Source organism: Pseudomonas sp. Irchel s3a10 (assembly GCF_900187525.1).
GTDB lineage: Bacteria > Pseudomonadota > Gammaproteobacteria > Pseudomonadales > Pseudomonadaceae > Aquipseudomonas > Aquipseudomonas koreensis_G.
In genome coordinates this window covers 81,724-97,807 of the sequence record NZ_FYDR01000004.1, presented here as the reverse complement: position 1 = coordinate 97,807, position 16,084 = coordinate 81,724, and the positions used below count along the sequence as shown (strand labels likewise).

Here is a 16,084-nt window from a genome sequence, read left to right as displayed (position 1 = left end):
CTACAGGGGAACGCATTTCAAATGTAGGAGTGAGCCTGCTCGCGATGGGCTGCGCAGCGGCCCCGCTGGTTGGCGTATATTCGGCAAATCCCAACTGCCGCGCAGCCCTCGACCATGAAACAGACTCCCACCGATCTGGAACAGATCACCGCCACCACCCTCGGCCACTACAACTCGGTGGCCGAAGACTTCCGCGAAGGCACCCGCGACCACGATGTCAGCCAGAACATCGACGCGCTGCTACGGCATATCCATGGCACTGCGCCGTTCACCCTTCTCGATTTTGGCTGCGGCCCGGGGCGCGACTTGCAGACGTTCACCCGCCTGGGCCATGTCGCGGTCGGCCTCGACGGCGCGGAAAAATTTGCGCAGATGGCCCGCGAAGACAGTGGCTGCGAGGTGTGGTGTCAGGACTTTCTGAAGCTCGATCTGCCGGCCGAACGCTTCGACGGGATCTTCGCCAATGCGGTGCTGTTTCATGTGCCGTTGCAGGAGTTGCCGCGTGTGCTCAAGCAGCTGCATGGCACGCTGAAGCCGGGTGGGGTGTTGTTCAGCTCCAATCCACGCGGGGATAACCGTGAGGGCTGGAATGGGCCACGCTACGGCTCATATCACGACCTGGACGCGTGGCGCGGGTTGCTCACGGCAGCGGGGTTTGTCGAGCTTGAGCATTACTACCGGCCGGCGGGATTGCCGCGCGAGCAACAGCCTTGGCTGGCCAGCGTCTGGCGTAAATCTGCGTAGTCCATTCTGACGCCATCGCGAGCAGGCTCACTCCTACAGTTGGAATGCGCTCCCCTGTAGGAGTGAGCCTGCTCGCGATGAGTGCGCAGCACTCGCTTTTAAGCGGTCTCTTTCTGCGGTTCGCGAATCTTGTACCAGGCCACATACAGCGCCGGCAGAAACAGCAGCGTCAGCAACGTCGCGACCACGATCCCGCCAATCATCGCGTAGGCCATCGGCCCCCAGAACACTTCCCGGGCAATCGGGATCATGCCCATGCTCGCCGCCGCCGCGGTCAGCAGGATCGGCCGGCGCCGGTGCTCGGTCGCTTCCACCACCGCATCCCACGGCGCGGAGCCGTTGCGCTCGAACTCATCGATCTGCGTCACGAGGATTACCGAGTTGCGGATGATGATACCGATCAGCGCCAGAATCCCGAGGATCGCCACAAAGCCCATCGGCGTCCCGGTCGGCACCAGCGCCAGCACCACGCCGATCAGCCCCAGCGGCGCGACACTGGCCACCAGGAACATCTTCTGCACGCTGTGCAACTGGATCATCAGGAAGGTCGCCATCAGGAACAGCATCAACGGCAAGACCTTGGCAATCGGCCCCTGGGCCTTGCCGCTTTCCTCGACCGTACCGCCGGTGGCGACCTTGTAGCCGACCGGCAGTTTTTCAGCGAAGGCATCGATCGACGGTTTGAGCAATTTCACCAGGTCGGTCGGCTGGATCTCGTCACGCACCGAAGCCTTGATGGTGATGGTCGGCAAACGGTCGCGACGCCACACCAGCGGCTGCTCAAGCTCATAACGCACGGTGGCAAAGGCCAGCAGCGGGATCGACGTGCCGTTGGGTGTGACGATCTGCAGGTTCTGCAGGGTTTCCGGCGTGCCGCGTTCCGAGTTCACCGCCCGGCCGACCACGTTGATCAGGTAGATGTCGTCGTTGACCTGGGTCAGCGGCGCACCACTGACGATGCTGTTCATCAGTTTCGCCACATCTTCGGACGACAGCCCGAGCTGGCGCGCCTTGTCCTGGGCGATGTCGATGCGCAGGACTTTGCCCGGCTCGTTCCAGTCGTAAATGATCTCGCCGATGTGCTCGTTCTTGTCCAGCTCGGTCGCCAGATCGATGGCGTGCTTGCGCACCTGATCGATGTCCTTGCCGCTGACCCGGTACTGGATCGGACGTCCCACCGGCGGGCCCATTTCCAGCGCCTGCACGTAACTGCCGATGCCGACGAAGTCTTTGTGCAAGCGCTCGCGCAGGCGTTGGCTCAACGCCTCACGGGCCTCGAAATCCTTGCTGACGATCACCAGTTGCGCGTAGTACGGGTTCTGCAATTGCTGGTCGAGCGGCAGGTAGAAACGGATCGCACCCTGACCGATGTAGGTGCTCCAGCGCACGATGTCCGGATCGCCCTTGAGCGTGGCTTCGAGCTTGTCCACGGCCTTGCGGGTTTCGTCGATCGAGGCGTTTTGCGGCAGGTTCAGGTCGACGAGAATTTCCGGGCGATCCGACGACGGGAAGAACTGGTTCTGCACAAAGCGCATGCAGAACACCGCCAGTACAAACAGCAGCACGGTGATGCCGATCGCCCACCAACGATTGCGCATGCACCACAGCAAACCACCGTTGAACGCCCGGCCGATGCGGCCCGGCTCGGCTTCATGGGGTTTCACGTTGGTGCTGAGGATGTGCACGCCGATCACCGGCGCAAAGAACACCGCCACCACCCACGACACCAGCATCGCCACCGCGATCACCGCAAACAGGGTGAAGGTGTACTCGCCGGCGGAGCTGGCGTTGAGGCCGATGGGCACGAAACCGGCGACGGTCACCAGCGTACCGGTGAGCATCGGGAACGCCGTCGAGGTGTAGGCGAACGTCGCCGCTTGTTCCTTGGTCTCACCCATTTCCAGGCGCGTGACCATCATCTCCACGGTGATCATCGCGTCGTCCACCAGCAGGCCGAGGGCGATGATCAGTGCGCCGAGGGAAATCCGCTGCATGGTGATGCCGCTGTATTCCATGAACACGAAGACCATCGCCAGCACCAACGGAATCGAGCACGCCACCACCAGCCCGGCGCGCACGCCGAGGCTGATGAAGCTGACCACCAGCACGATCACCACCGCCTCGAACAGCGCACTGGTGAAACCGCCGACTGCCTCTTCCACCACCACGGCCTGATCGGACACCGTATGGACGCCGACGCCAACCGGCAAATCAGCGGTGATCTGGTCGATCCGCTGATGCAGCGCCTTGCCGAATTCCTGGACGTTACCGCCCTTCTGCATGGCAATCGCCAGACCGATTGCCGGCTTGCCGTCGAAACGGAATTCCGGCGTGGCCGGGTCGACGTAACCGCGACTGATGTCGGCAACGTCCGCCAGGCGATAGAAGCGGTCATTGAGTTTGAGATTGACCTCGGCCAGATCCTTCTCCGAAGCGAACTGCCCCGAGGTGCGCACCGAAATGCGCTCCGGGCCGGCCTCGATCACCCCCGCCGGGGTCACGGCGTTCTGCGATTGCAGGCTCTGCACCACCTGACGCTGGTCGATGCCCAGCGCGGCAAGTTTGCGGGTGGAGAAGTTCAGGTAAATCACTTCGTCCTGCTGGCCGATCATTTCGATCTTGCCCAGCCCCGGGACGTTGCGAATCTCGGCGCGGGCCTGCTCCACATAGTCGCGCAACTGGCGCATGGTCAGGCCGTCGGCGGTAAACGCGTAGACCGAGCCGTACACATCGCCAAACTCGTCGTTGAACCCGGGGCCTTGAATGCCCTGGGGAAACTGGCCGCGAATGTCATCGATCTTCTTGCGCACCTGATACCAGATCTCTGGAATGTCCTTGGCGCTGGTGGTGTCGCGCAGGTACACGTAAACCGTTGATTCGCCCGGGCGCGTGTAGCTTTTCACGTAGTCGAGGGAGTCGAGCTCTTCGAGTTTTTTCTCGATGCGGTCGGTGACCTGCTTGAGGGTTTCCTCCTGGGTCGCGCCCGGCCATTTGGTCTGGATGACCATGGTCTTGATGGTGAACGAAGGGTCTTCTTCGCGCCCCAGATTGAAGTACGAAAACACCCCCATCAGCAGCGCGACGAACATCAGATACCAGACGAACGACTGATGCTTGAGGGCCCATTCGGAGAGATTGAAAGAGCCTTTCATTGACTGTCCTCGTCGAGTTTCACGGCTTGTCCGGGTTTGAGACTGTTGACGCCTGCGGTGACCACTTGCTCGCCGGACTTGACCCCGCCGGCCAGCACCACCGTGCCGTCGGTACGGCTGATCACGCTTACGTCACGGGGCGCGACAGTTTTGCTTTGGGTGTCGATCACCCAGATGCGGGTCTTGCCGTCGGTTTCCTGCAGGGCGGTGGCGGGTAATTCGATGCGCGGCTTGATCGCCGAACTGAGGGTCACGCTGATCGCCGTGCCGAGGCGGAAACCCTCCGGCGTATTGGCCAGGGTCAGCCGCGCGCGGCGGGTGCGCGTGGCGCTTTGGGCCTGCGGTTCGATTTCGCGAATGGTTGCGGTGGTGTTGATGCTCGGGTCGAGTTGCCCGGCCACCAGAAACACCACGTCGGCAGGAATCTCGTCGACCAGTGTGGCTGGCAGGTCGATCACCGCTTCCTTGATGTCCGGTTGCGCCAGGGTCACCACTTGCTGACCTGCTGTCACCACTTGCCCGGCCTCGGCATTCCACGCGGTGACCACGGCTTTATGGTCGGCGCGCAGTTCGGTGTAAGCGAGTTGATCCTGGCTTTGGTTGACCGCCGCCCGCGCCTGATCGAGCGAGGCCTGAGTGGTTTTCAGATCCGTAGTGGCGATGTCCAGTTGCGCCTGCGCGCCAACCCCGCGATCGAACAGCGCCTGCTGCCGGCGGGCATTGGCCTGGGCGTTGATCAGTTGCGCCTGGACCTTGGCCAGGTCGCCCTGGGCCGAGCGCAACTGGTTCTGCTGATCGGACGGGTCGAGGGTCGCCAGCAGCGTCCCCTTTTGCACCTCGGCGCCGACATCGACGTTGCGACTGGCAATGCGCCCGCCGACACGGAACCCGGTGTTGCTCTCGTAACGTGCCTGAATGCTCCCGGCGAAACGCCCGAGGGTTTCTTCGTTCAGCGCCTGCACCTTGATCGACAGCACCGGCCGCACCGGCTCCGGCGGTGGCTCGCTTTTCGAGCAGGCGGCCAGCAGCACGCCGATGGACAACAGCCCCAGACGCTTCATGGCTGCGCTCCCGGTTGCAGACCTTCGTAGGTGTTTTCGGCGATTTCGACTTTCATGCCCGGGTGCAGCAATTGCCCACCCGCGACAATCACTTTCTCACCGCCCTTGAGGCCGTCGCTGATGATGACCTTGCCGATCAGGTAGCGGCTGACGGTGACGTTGTGCAGTTGCGCTTCACCCTTGTCGTCGACCATCCACACCGCCGGATCACTGATGTTTTTGGTCAGCGCCGACCACGGCAATTCCACCGCCGACTTGCCGCTGCCCTTGGCCGTGGCGCTGACCACCGAGCCGAGCTGCATGCCCTGTGGCAGGCTGTCGAGGGTGACTTTGACTTGCACCGTGCCAGACTGCGCCGACACCGCCGGGGTGATTTCACGCACCGTGCCGGTGGTCTTGATGTTGGGGTTGTCGAGCAGGCTGACGACAATCGAACGCTCCGCCGGACGCTCAGCCAGCAACGACTCATAAACGTTGAACACCGCGTCACGATCGCCATCGCGGGCCAGTTTGAAAATCGGTGCGGTGGCCTGGACCACCTGGCCGACTTCGGCTTGGCGCTCGGTAATGATGCCGGGGGCGTCAGCGATCAGCGAGGTGTAACTGAGTTGATCCTTGGCATTGGCCAGTTGCGCCTGCGCCGCGCTCAGGGCGCTCTGGCTGCTGCGCAACGCGGCTTGTGCGGAATCGAATTCGCTCTGGCTGGTGTAGCCCTTGGGCAGCAGCTTCTGCTGACGCACGAACGCCGCCGCACTCTGCTTGACCCGCGCCTGTTCGGCGATGACCTGGGCTTGCGCGGAATCGACGTTGGTCTGCAAATCCTTGGGATCGAGCTTGGCCAGTACCTGTTTGGCGCTGACCCGGTCGCCGACATCGACCATGCGCTTAATGATCTTGCCACCGACCCGGAACGACAGTTCGGTCTGCACCCGCGCCTGCACATCGCCAGTGAGGGTCACGGCAGCGGCGTAATCGGCCGGTTTGACCTCTTGCACAAAGACCCGTGGCAGGTACTCCTGAGGAGCCTTTTTTTCGCCGCAAGCGGTCAGCAATGTGAGCAGGCTCAGCACGACAACTGTTTTCAATCCGGGACTCGCCATGCAGACTCCTTCCTGTGTACGAACGTGCAAGTGACGATACGACTGTGAGCTTAGAACAGGGTTCAACCTTCGCTCGCGGGAATAACGCATTTTCAGAAGGATTTTTGTGGCGAGGGAGCTTGCTCCCGTTCGGCTGCGCAGCAGGCGCAAAACCTGTCGAATCGGAGGCTGGGGCAGCTTCGCAACCCAGCGGGAGCAAGCTCCCTCGCCACAGGGGTACAGGCACGGCACACTATCGGCTCCGGCAAAGGAAACGCCCATGCTCAAGACCCTCGCGGTGGCCAATTACCGCTCGATCAACAAACTGGTGATTCCGCTGGGCCGGCTGAACCTGATCACCGGCCCCAACGGCAGCGGCAAGTCCAATCTCTATCGCGCCCTGCGCCTGTTGGCGGAGACCGCCCAGGGTGGCGTGGTCAATGCGCTGGCCCGCGAGGGCGGGCTGGATTCGACGTTCTGGGCCGGCCCGGAAACCATCAGCCGGCGCATGCGCAACGGCGAAGTGGCGATCGAGCCGACGGTGCGTCAGGGCGTCAAACGGCTGCGCCTGGGGTTTGCCGGCGAGGATTTCAGCTATTCGATCAGCCTCGGCTTGCCCGACTCCAACGGACATTTCATGCTGCCGGGGGACACTCGTCCCAGCCCCTCGCGCTTCAGCCTCGATCCGCAGATCAAGCGCGAATGCATCTGGGCCGGGCCGCTCTATCGCCCGGCCAGCCTGCTGGTGGATCGCAACGGCCCGATGATTCGCGCCCGCGAAGGGCGCAGCTGGGACGTGCTGGCGCAGCACACACCGAATTTCGACAGCCTGTTCGATCAGATCGGCAGTCTGCGCAGTTCGCCGGAAGTGTTCCAGATGCGCGAGTTCATTCGCCGCTGGCGCTTCTACGATCACTTTCGCAGCGACGCCGACGCCCCGGTGCGCCAACCGCAACTGGGTACGCGTACGCCGGTTCTGCACCACGACGGCCGCGACCTCGCAGCAGCCCTGCAGACCATCAATGAAATCGGCGACCCCGAGGCGTTGCAGGCGGCGATCAGCGACGCGTTTCCCGGCGCACGGCTGAACATCGCACCGCTGGCCGGCGGACGTTTTGCCATCGAGTTCTTTCAGGAGGGGTTGCTGCGGCCATTGTCGGCGGCGGAGCTGTCGGACGGCACGCTGCGTTATCTGTTGCTGATCGCCGCGCTGCTGACGCCACGCCCGCCGTCACTGATGGTGCTCAACGAACCGGAAACCAGTCTGCACCCGGATCTGTTGCCGGCGCTGGCGCGCTTGATCATTCGCGCATCGCAGGCTTGTCAGGTGTGGGTGGTGTCCCATGCGCGACGGTTGATTTCGGCGTTGCAGGAAGATCCCGAATGCAACTGCATCGTGCTGGAGAAGACACTGGGGCAGACCGGAATTGTCGGGCAGCGGGTGCTGGATGAGCCGGCGTGGAACTGGCCGGATTGAGCGGCACCTGAGCGAGCCCTTTCGCGAGCAAGCTCGCTCCCACAGTTGGAATGCGTACCCCTGTGGGAGCGGGCTTGCTCGCGAAGAGGGCCTTCAGGTCACCGCAGATTTAACGGCCAATCAACCCTGCCATTTGCCACCCTCGACAATCACACTCTCAGGCTGGGTGTCATCGCTCAGTTCTTTACGCACATATTGGTCGTACAGCTTGAGCAGGTACTTTTCTTCACCCAACTTGGCCAGCTCGGTATTCACCCAGTCACGCAGCTCGACGTTGCCCTTCTTCACCGCCGGAGCAATCGGTGCTTCTGCGCCGAGTTTTTCGTCCAGCACGCGGTAACCCGGGTTCTGCTTGGCCCAGCTGAAAAGCACCAGGTTGTCCTGCGCGTAGGCATCGCCGCGACCGTTGGCCAGGGCTTGCAGCGACTCGGAGTTTTTCTCGAACTTCAGCAGTTTCCAGTCCGGATGATTCTTGGTCAGCCAGATGTCGGCGGTGGTACCGGTGGTGACGATGGTGGTGCGAGTGGCCAGGTCATCCAGATTTTTTACCGCGCTGCTTTGCGGCACCAGCGCCTGCACCGCGACCTTGAGGTTCGGGTTGGTGAATTCCACCGCTTCCTTGCGCTCCGGGGTCACGGTCATGTTGGCGAGGATCAGGTCGACCTTGTCGCTCTGCAGGAACGGAATGCGGCTCGCCGGCTCCACGGCCACGAACTCGACCTTGTTTTCATCACCCAGCAGATCCTTGGCAAAGCGCCGGCCGATGTCGGTGTCGAAGCCGACGTAGCGCCCGGCTTCATCAACGAAACCGAACGGCGGCTTGTCGGTGAATACACCGACGATCAGTTTGTCGCGGGCCTTGATCTTGTCCAGGTAGCTGGCCGGCGCAGCGCTTTCGCTGGCGACTTTCGGCTTCGGCGGTTCTTCGGTTTTGCTGCAACCGGCAAGCAAGGCAAGGCTGAGCAGAGGCAGTAAAAAAGCGGCAGTTTTCATAGCGGTTCCAGTTCCTTTGTCGGATTCGTGTCAGGCAGTGTTGCAACGAAGGAGAACTTCTCCAGAAACTGCTGCGCGCGTGCGGTTTGCGGGTTCGTAAAGAAAATCTCGGGCGGGTTCTGTTCAAGGATGCGTCCGGCATCCATGAACACGATGCGGTCGGCCACCGCGCGGGCGAAGGCCATTTCGTGGGTGACGATCAGCAGGGTCATGCCCTCGCGGGCCAGGCCCTGAATCACTTGCAGCACTTCCTTGACCATCTCCGGATCAAGGGCGGCGGTGACTTCATCAAAGAGCATGACCCGTGGGTTCATGCACAACGAGCGAACGATGGCGATGCGTTGCTGCTGACCGCCGGAGAGCTGGCGTGGAAACGCATCACGCTTGTCCGCCAGGCCCACCCGCTCGAGCAAGGCTTCGGCCTGCTGCTGCGCTTCACGGCGCTGGCGCTTTTGCACCTTGAGTGGGCCGAGCAGCAAATTGTCGAGCACGCTCATGTGCGGGAACAGGTGATAACTCTGGAACACCATGCCGATCTGCTGGCGCACTTCACGCCAGTCGGTGGCCTTGTCCAGCAGCTCGCGCCCGGCAAATTTCAGGCTGCCGCTGTGTGCGCTTTCCAGCCCGTTGAGGCAACGCAGCAACGTGCTTTTGCCACAACCGCTGGGGCCGAGGATGACGATCACTTCGCCGCTGCGCACTTGCAGGTCGATGCCCTTGAGCACCTGCTGTTCGCCGTAGAATTTGTTGAACCCCTGAAACTCGATCAATGCGCTCATGCTTGCGTCCAGCGCCGCTCCAGCACGCGCGAAGCGGCCGAGAGCGGGTAGCAGATGAAAAAGAAAAACAGAAACAGTGCGCCGTAGATCAGTACCGATTCGTATGTGCGCTCGATGATCTGCTGGCCGACCTTGATCACATCGACCACGCCAATCAGCACCGCCAGCGAGCTGGTCTTGATGATCCGCGTGTAGACGTTGATGGTCGGCGGCGTCATGCGTTTCAGCGCCTGCGGTAGCAGCACGTAGCCGTACAGTTGCGCCGCGTTCAGGCCGATCGACAGCCCCGCCTCACGCTGCCCGCGCGGCAACGAATGCAGCGCACCACGCGCCACTTCGCCGACCTCGCTGGCGCCCCACAGCGACAGCACCAGCACCGCACACCAGAAACTCGGCAGGCTCAGGCCGAAGAAAATCGGCAGGCCGAAAAACAGCAGGTACAACCAGACCAGCACCGGGATCGCCCGGAACAGTTCCAGATAGATCCGCAGGATCGCGTTCAGCCACGCCACGTTGAGCGTGCGCAGTACGCCGTAGAGCACCCCGCCAACGGTGCTGATAGCGATGCTCAGGAACGAGATCGACAGGGTTTGCCCGGCGCCTTTTGCCAGTTGCGGCAACGACACCCAGAGCAGTTCAAGACCCGAACTGGCCATGCTGGAGCCTCCTTTCCAGACGGCTGAGCAACAGCGACAGCGGCAAGAACAACAGCACGCAGATCAGCGTCAGCACGGCGAGCATTTCGTAGGTTTTGTAATAGAGCGCGATGTAGCTCTTGGTGGTGTAGAGGATTTCCGGCACGGCCACCGCCGAGACCACGGTGGTTTCCTTGAGCAGGAAAATGAAATTGGCGAACAGCGACGGCAGGCTGAGAATCCCCGCCTGCGGCAGGATCACGTAGCGCAGTAACTGGCCGTGGGACAGGCCGATTGAGCGCCCCGATTCCAGTTGCGCCTGCGGTACCGCATCGACGCCGGCGCGCAGCACTTCGGTGAGGTAGGCGCCGCCGAGAAAAGTCATGGTGATGATTGCCGCGGTGAATCCGGAAACCTGGATGCCGATGGCCGGCAAGGCGAAGTAGACGAAGAACAGTTGAATCAGCAGCGGCGTGTTGCGCGCCAGTTCCACATACAGGCCCACCAGTTTTTGCAGGTACGGTGTGCGGAACACCAGGATCGTTGCATTGAGCAGCGCCACCAGCAGCGACGTGCCGATCGCGATGAACCCGACTTGCAGCGTCACGCCCACGGCCTTGAGAAAGGCCGGCAGGGTGCTGAGGATAAAGGCGTAATCGAAAGTCATGAAGCATCCTGGACGTCGCTCGGTAAGCGACGGTCATGCAGTCCATGGACAGCGGGTAACTGTCCGGCAGGCGCTGACTTTATAGGTATAAAAACAAGAATTTAAATACCGTTAAAGCATATTGATATCACGCAAAAAACTATCCTGTGGGTTTGCCGGGAAGGAATAAGAAGGCTATTTTCCCTTGCGCTGTAGGAAGGATCTTTTTTGCATGAAAGCCCTCCAAGGACGAACAGCTTTTGGCCAGACTCCCCCGGCCAAACCATTACAAGGAAGACAACATGGACGTAAAAGTGCCGCAGCGACTGGATCCGCAGGACATCGTGAAATTGCTCGTGGCGTTGCGCCGGGCGTTGAAGACTCAAGTGGCCTGAGTTACACACATCAAGATCAAAGATCGCAGCCTGCGGCAGCTCCTACAGGAGATCGCGTTCCCCTGTAGGAGCTGCCGCAGGCTGCGATCTTTTGCTTCTGGCTTGTGATGTCATGGCCCCCAAAATCGAGCACAAAAAAAACGCCGATGACCCTCACTGGCCATCGGCGTTTTCATACCTTGAAGGGGTGGTTCACGCGTCGGATCAGAACGCCGGCAATACCGCGCCGTTGTACTTCTTCTCGATGAACGCTTTGACTTCCGGGCTGGTCAGGGCTTTGGCCAGTTTCTGGATCGCGTCGCTGTTCTTGTTGTCCTCACGGGCCACCAGGAAGTTCACGTAAGGCGAGTCAGCGCCTTCGATCACCAGCGCATCCTTGGTCGGGTTCAGCTTGGCTTCCAGCGCGTAGTTGGTGTTGATCATGTCCAGATCAACTTCCTTCAGCACACGTGGCAGCAGGGCTGATTCCAGTTCCTTGAACTTGAAGTTGTGCGGGTTCTTGGCGATGTCTTTCGGGGTCGCCAGGGCGTTTTTCGGGTCTTTCAGCTCGATCAGACCAGCCTTCTGCAGCAGGATCAGCGCACGGCCGCTGTTGCTGCCTTCGTTCGGGATGGCGATGGTCGCGCCGTCCGGCAGTTCGGCCAGGGTCTTGTACTTGCTCGAGTAGCCACCGAACGGTTCAACGTGCACGCCTTGCACGGTCACCAGGTACTTGGATTTGTCGTCCTTGTATTTGCCGGCGTTGAAGCTGTCCAGGTAAGGCTTGGTCTGGAAGTAGTTGGCATCCAGACGCTTCTCGCCAACCTGCACGTTCGGCTGCACGTAGTCGGTGAAGACCTTGATTTCCAGATCCACGCCTTCTTTGGCCAGGGTCGGTTTGATCAGCTCGAGAATTTCCGCGTGCGGCACCGGAGTCGCCGCCACCACCAGTTTCTCGCCGGCCTGGGCCAGGGAAGCAGTCAGAGCAGCCGCCAATGCGGTAAACAACAGAACCTTTTTCATGCAGTGTCCTTATCGAGAATCACGGTCGCGAATGGCGACGGCTATTAATACGAGTGCCAGTGAAGTGCTATCTCTGGCGTGATGCGGACAATACCGGGATTTTTTATTCCCGGACAATAACGTTTATTCACTTTGATATTCCATTTCGTTCATACAGAACCAGACGGCTACAACTGCTGGCTCAAACCAATCAGCAGATCTTTCAAAGCCTTACGTTCGTCGACGCTACCACCGATGTTGATTTGTGCCACCAGTCGTTCGATCTGAAGCTGCGGCCCAGACACTTCGGGCAGGTTCAGGTGCTCCGGCAGGATTTCATCGCCGGTACTGACCAGCAGCGCAAAGTGAATGACGTTTTCCAGCTCACGGGTGTTGCCCGGCCAGCTGTGGCGCTCCAACAGGTGCTGCGCCGCTTCGCTGATCAACGGCACCGGCAGATCAAGGCGCTGGCTGTAGATGCCGAGGAAATATTCCGCCAGCGACAGGATGTCGCCGATTCGCTCGCGCAGGGCCGGCAATTCCAGCTGACCTTCGCTGAGGTAGTGGTAAAGCCGTTCGTGAAATTTCCCCGCGTCCACCGCCTGTGCCAGATCAATGCTGGTTGCCGCCACCAGCCGCACATCCACCGGGCTTGGCTGATGTGCGCCGACGCGGGTGACCTCGTGGTTTTCCAGGGCGGCGAGCAGTTTGATCTGGATCGGCAGCGGCAAGTCGCCAATCTCGTCCAGATATAAAGTGCCGCCGTTGGCCGAACCGAACCAGCCGGCGCGACTGCTTGCCGAACCGGTGTAATTGCCGGCGGCATAGCCGAACAGTTCGGCATCGGCGTAGGTCGGACTGATCGCACCGCAGTTGACCGAGACGAACAGGCCGCTGCGATCACTGGCTCGGTGGATGTGACGGGCGAGCAACTCTTTACCGGTGCCGGTCTCGCCGCGAATAAGCACCGAGATGGCACGCGGCGCCAGGTGTTCCAGCTCTTCGCGCAACTGGCGGGAGCGGGGATCGACGAACACCAGCGCCTTGGCGCGAATGCTCAGGGGACTTTTTTCCGCATCGGGAAAGGTCAGCAACGGCTGACCGAACGTTTCGAAACTCATGGCAGACTCCCGCCCAGAACCGCCGGCAGACGGGGGCGTTCAGAAAAGAAAAAGGTTCAAGCGCGACGCCGGGCGTGGTGTTCCATGCGATTCTGCAGGCGATACAGATAAGCGAAGCCCTGCTCCCAACGCTGATGCCCGGACTTGACGTTGATGTGCCCGGCCCCGGCAAGAATCCCCGCTTCGGCGCCCCAGTTGCGCGCCAGCTCCAGGGCACGCGGGGCGCTGACGGCGGCGTCGTTGTCGGAACTGACCACCTGACTGGGGAACGGCAGCAGGTCGGTGGGGATCGGGGCGAAATTGCGCAGTGCGGGCGCGCAGGCCGGACGCTCGACATCCGCCGGCGCCACTAGCAACGCGCCGCGAACCTGACGCAGGTATTGCACGGGCGCGGTGGCAGCCCAATGCGCAACGGTGATGCAACCCAGGCTGTGAGCTATCAGGATTACCGGTGTGCTGTCGGCGGCAATCGCTTCGGCCAGCGCCGCAACCCAGTCTTCACGACGCGGTGTCAGCCAGTCGGCCTGTTCCACGCGTGCGCTGTTGGGCAGGCTGTGCTGCCAGTGGGTTTGCCAATGATCTTCTGGCGATCCTTGCCAGCCCGGCACAATCAGGTAGCGGATTGATTCGTTGCGCATGGGGGAGCTCTCCTGCGTCGTGTCTGTTCCTGATCGAGTATAGGGACGGGATTTATATTCGTTAAGGAATAAGAAGCTATTTATTAAGACCCGAAAAGAATATTAGACACACACCTGTGGGAGCGGTGGTGAGGCTGGTTTTGCGGAATAAAAAAAGGGCCGCACCCTGCCAAGGAGACGGCCCCGGAAAAACGAAAATCTGGTTACCGCGCAGTGATCACCGACAACTTGGTAATTCCCGCCCGTTCAATCGAAGCCATGGCCCGCGCCACTTCGCCGTAGTTCACCCCATCGTCGGCCTGCAATTGCACGCGCACTTCCGGGTCCTTGGCCTTGGCCGACTTGAGGTTGAATTCCAGCAAATCCGGCTGAATTTCATCCTTGTTGATAAACAGTTTGCCAGCACCGTCGATGCTCACCACCAGCGGATCTTTTTGCTCGACCGGCGCCACCGCTTCGGTCTTCGGCAGGTTGATCGGGATCGCGTTGGTCAGCAGCGGCGCGGTGACGATAAACACCACCAGCAGCACCAGCATCACGTCCACCAGCGGTGTCACGTTGATCTCGCTCAGTACCTCGTCGCTGTCTTGCGTGGAGAAGGCCATATCAGGACGCCTCCTTCACTTTTGTCGCGTTGCCCGGTGCCGCGACCTTGTGCGCCGTCGGGTGGATCAGCACGCGGAACGAGCTCTTCTGCGCCAGGCTGTAAAAGTCGTGGGCGAAGTCATCCAGATCTGCCGCCGTCAGTTTCAGACGACGCAAAAAGTAGTTGTAAACCAGCACCGCCGGCACCGCGACGGCGATCCCCACACCGGTGGCAACCAGTGCCGCGCCAATCGGACCGGCGACGGTTTCCAGGCTCGCCGAGCCTGCCGCGCTGATGCCTTTCAACGCCTCCATGATTCCCCACACCGTGCCGAACAGACCAATGAACGGCGACGTACTACCAATACTCGCGACCACCGCCAGACCGGTTTCCAGCGAACGCCGTTCGCGGACGATCTGCTGACGCAGGGCACGCTCCAATCGATCCTGATGGTTGATCGCCTGGCTCAGGTCATTGGCCTGCGGCGCCTCACCCACCTGAATCGCCGCGTACCCGGCCTGAGCGACTCGTGCCGCAGCACCGGGCTGGGTTTCGCTCAACTCGGCGGCGGAATCCAGACTCGATGCCGCCCAGAAGCGTTTATGAAACTTGCGATCCTGCACCTTCAGACGACCGAACTGCACAGCCTTGAGCAGCGCCAGTCCCCAGGTGGCAACGGAAAAAACCACCAGCAGCCAGATCACCGCGCTTTCGATGGATTCCAGTGGAGAGGCCAGTAACGTCATGATGTATTCCCTCGTGTAAACATTTAGCGCGAATAGGTTTCGGTTTAATGAATCTTGAAATCGATGGGCACGCTGACCCAGCCGTCCTGGGCGACATCACCCTGCTTGGCCGGCACGAAGCTCCACTGCTTGACGGCATTGAGTGCCGCATCGTCGAGCTGTTGCCGACCACTGCTTTTCTGAATCTGGATCTCGCCCGGTTTGCCATTGGCCAACACGTGCACCCTTAACATCACCGTGCCTTCCCAGCCGCGACGCTGGGCCAGCGACGGATATTCCGGCGCCGGATTCTTCAAATACGCGGCGTTGGCCGAAGCCGGCGTCACGGGCGCCGGGGCCGGTGGTGCAGGTGGCGCCGGGGCGGCAGCCGGAGCTGCCGGTTGCGGCGGCGCGGGTGGTTGTTCAACAGCTTTCGGTGCCGGTTTCGGAACCGGTTTGGCCACCGGTTTCGGTTTGGGCTTGGGAATCGGTTTGGGCGGTGGCGGCTTTACGGCCAACTCGTCTTCGACCGGTGGCGGTGGCTCAACGACCGGTGCCGGTGGCGGCGGTTCGACCACCGGCGGCAAGGGTGGCGCCGGCCGCGAAAACTCGATGGTCATCGGCGGAATTTCCGGCGGCACGATTGGCAACGCCGGCGTCGGATGCTGGTTGATCCAATAGATCACCGCGCCGTGCACCAGCAGCGCCAGCACGCCGAGCAGAATGGTTTCACGGCGGCTCAGAATGCCCTTGGGCGCACGCTGCAAACGCAGCTGCCCCAGCGGCACACGATGCGGCCGGCCGAGATCGACCAGTTCGCCACTCGGCGTCTGACGCCACAGCAATTCCTGTGCGCTGGCGGCGGTCTGGACATTGCCCATTGATTCACTCCCTGCGGTCTCTTTGCGAAGTACCCGACAGGTCGCCGCAAACATCCCCCGGGCGACCGGTCGTTGGGTGAATCATTGGAGCAATCGCTTATCTCCGAAAGTAACTTTTATCGATGTGTTTAGATCTTTTACGAATATAAATTTTCGTAGATTGTCGCAAAGCCACGGCCTGCAAGGGCTGG

At 61.2% G+C, this 16,084-nt stretch carries 15 protein-coding genes; 2 read left to right on the top strand and 13 right to left on the bottom strand.

The genetic code is table 11. The features are described 5' to 3' along the window. Positions 1-114: 114 nt before the first annotated feature. Positions 115-744 (top strand): bifunctional 2-polyprenyl-6-hydroxyphenol methylase/3-demethylubiquinol 3-O-methyltransferase UbiG, encoded by a 630-nt coding sequence (locus CKW11_RS13325; RefSeq protein WP_095137890.1) that lies wholly within the window; start codon positions 115-117, stop codon positions 742-744. A gap of 98 nt (positions 745-842) precedes the next feature. Here CKW11_RS13325 and CKW11_RS13320 read toward each other — a convergent pair whose 3' ends face one another. The 3 genes from CKW11_RS13320 to CKW11_RS13310 are packed head-to-tail and all read right to left on the bottom strand — an operon-like array spanning position 843 to position 6,057. Further along, positions 843-3,896 (bottom strand): efflux RND transporter permease subunit, encoded by a 3,054-nt coding sequence (locus CKW11_RS13320; protein WP_095137889.1) that lies wholly within the window; start codon positions 3,894-3,896, stop codon positions 843-845. Further along, entirely contained in the window at positions 3,893-4,957 is a 1,065-nt protein-coding gene (locus CKW11_RS13315) for an efflux RND transporter periplasmic adaptor subunit (protein ID WP_095137888.1), read from the bottom strand. Before CKW11_RS13315 ends, CKW11_RS13320 begins: the two co-directional genes overlap by 4 nt. Next, entirely contained in the window at positions 4,954-6,057 is a 1,104-nt protein-coding gene (locus CKW11_RS13310; RefSeq protein WP_095137887.1) for an efflux RND transporter periplasmic adaptor subunit, read from the bottom strand. The genes CKW11_RS13315 and CKW11_RS13310 overlap by 4 nt, the downstream gene beginning before the upstream one ends. A gap of 259 nt (positions 6,058-6,316) precedes the next feature. Between CKW11_RS13310 and CKW11_RS13305 the strand changes: the two genes are divergently transcribed. Beyond that, positions 6,317-7,513 (top strand): AAA family ATPase, encoded by a 1,197-nt coding sequence (locus CKW11_RS13305; protein WP_095137886.1) that lies wholly within the window; start codon positions 6,317-6,319, stop codon positions 7,511-7,513. Positions 7,514-7,633: 120 nt separating this feature from the next. Here the strand turns inward: CKW11_RS13305 and CKW11_RS13300 are convergent, their stop codons facing one another. The 10 genes from CKW11_RS13300 to CKW11_RS13255 form a co-directional block, all read right to left on the bottom strand. Then, positions 7,634-8,506, bottom strand: a complete 873-nt coding sequence (locus tag CKW11_RS13300) for a transporter substrate-binding domain-containing protein (protein WP_095137885.1) — start codon at positions 8,504-8,506, stop codon at positions 7,634-7,636. Further along, a complete protein-coding gene (locus CKW11_RS13295; protein WP_095137884.1) occupies positions 8,503-9,285 on the bottom strand; it encodes an amino acid ABC transporter ATP-binding protein in 783 nt (260 codons plus the stop codon). Before CKW11_RS13295 ends, CKW11_RS13300 begins: the two co-directional genes overlap by 4 nt. Continuing rightward, positions 9,282-9,941, bottom strand: a complete 660-nt coding sequence (locus CKW11_RS13290; RefSeq protein ID WP_095137883.1) for an amino acid ABC transporter permease — start codon at positions 9,939-9,941, stop codon at positions 9,282-9,284. Before CKW11_RS13290 ends, CKW11_RS13295 begins: the two co-directional genes overlap by 4 nt. Beyond that, a complete protein-coding gene (locus CKW11_RS13285; protein WP_027611173.1) occupies positions 9,922-10,587 on the bottom strand; it encodes an amino acid ABC transporter permease in 666 nt (221 codons plus the stop codon). The genes CKW11_RS13290 and CKW11_RS13285 overlap by 20 nt, the downstream gene beginning before the upstream one ends. A gap of 578 nt (positions 10,588-11,165) precedes the next feature. Then, positions 11,166-11,963, bottom strand: a complete 798-nt coding sequence (locus CKW11_RS13280; protein WP_095137882.1) for a MetQ/NlpA family ABC transporter substrate-binding protein — start codon at positions 11,961-11,963, stop codon at positions 11,166-11,168. Positions 11,964-12,130: 167 nt separating this feature from the next. Beyond that, positions 12,131-13,063: a sigma 54-interacting transcriptional regulator gene (locus CKW11_RS13275; protein WP_095137881.1), complete on the bottom strand. Its 933-nt coding sequence runs from the start codon at positions 13,061-13,063 to the stop codon at positions 12,131-12,133. A 56-nt stretch (positions 13,064-13,119) separates the two neighbouring features. Next, positions 13,120-13,701 (bottom strand): alpha/beta hydrolase, encoded by a 582-nt coding sequence (locus tag CKW11_RS13270; protein WP_095137880.1) that lies wholly within the window; start codon positions 13,699-13,701, stop codon positions 13,120-13,122. 203 nt (positions 13,702-13,904) lie between these two features. Beyond that, entirely contained in the window at positions 13,905-14,306 is a 402-nt protein-coding gene (locus CKW11_RS13265; RefSeq protein ID WP_003220570.1) for a biopolymer transporter ExbD, read from the bottom strand. Position 14,307: 1 nt separating this feature from the next. After that, positions 14,308-15,033, bottom strand: coding sequence for a MotA/TolQ/ExbB proton channel family protein (locus CKW11_RS13260; protein WP_095137879.1), 726 nt, complete (start codon positions 15,031-15,033; stop codon positions 14,308-14,310). A 44-nt stretch (positions 15,034-15,077) separates the two neighbouring features. Continuing rightward, positions 15,078-15,893 carry an energy transducer TonB gene (locus tag CKW11_RS13255; RefSeq protein ID WP_095137878.1) on the bottom strand — a complete coding sequence of 272 codons (816 nt, stop codon included), beginning with the start codon at positions 15,891-15,893 and terminating at the stop codon, positions 15,078-15,080. Positions 15,894-16,084 lie beyond the last annotated feature (191 nt).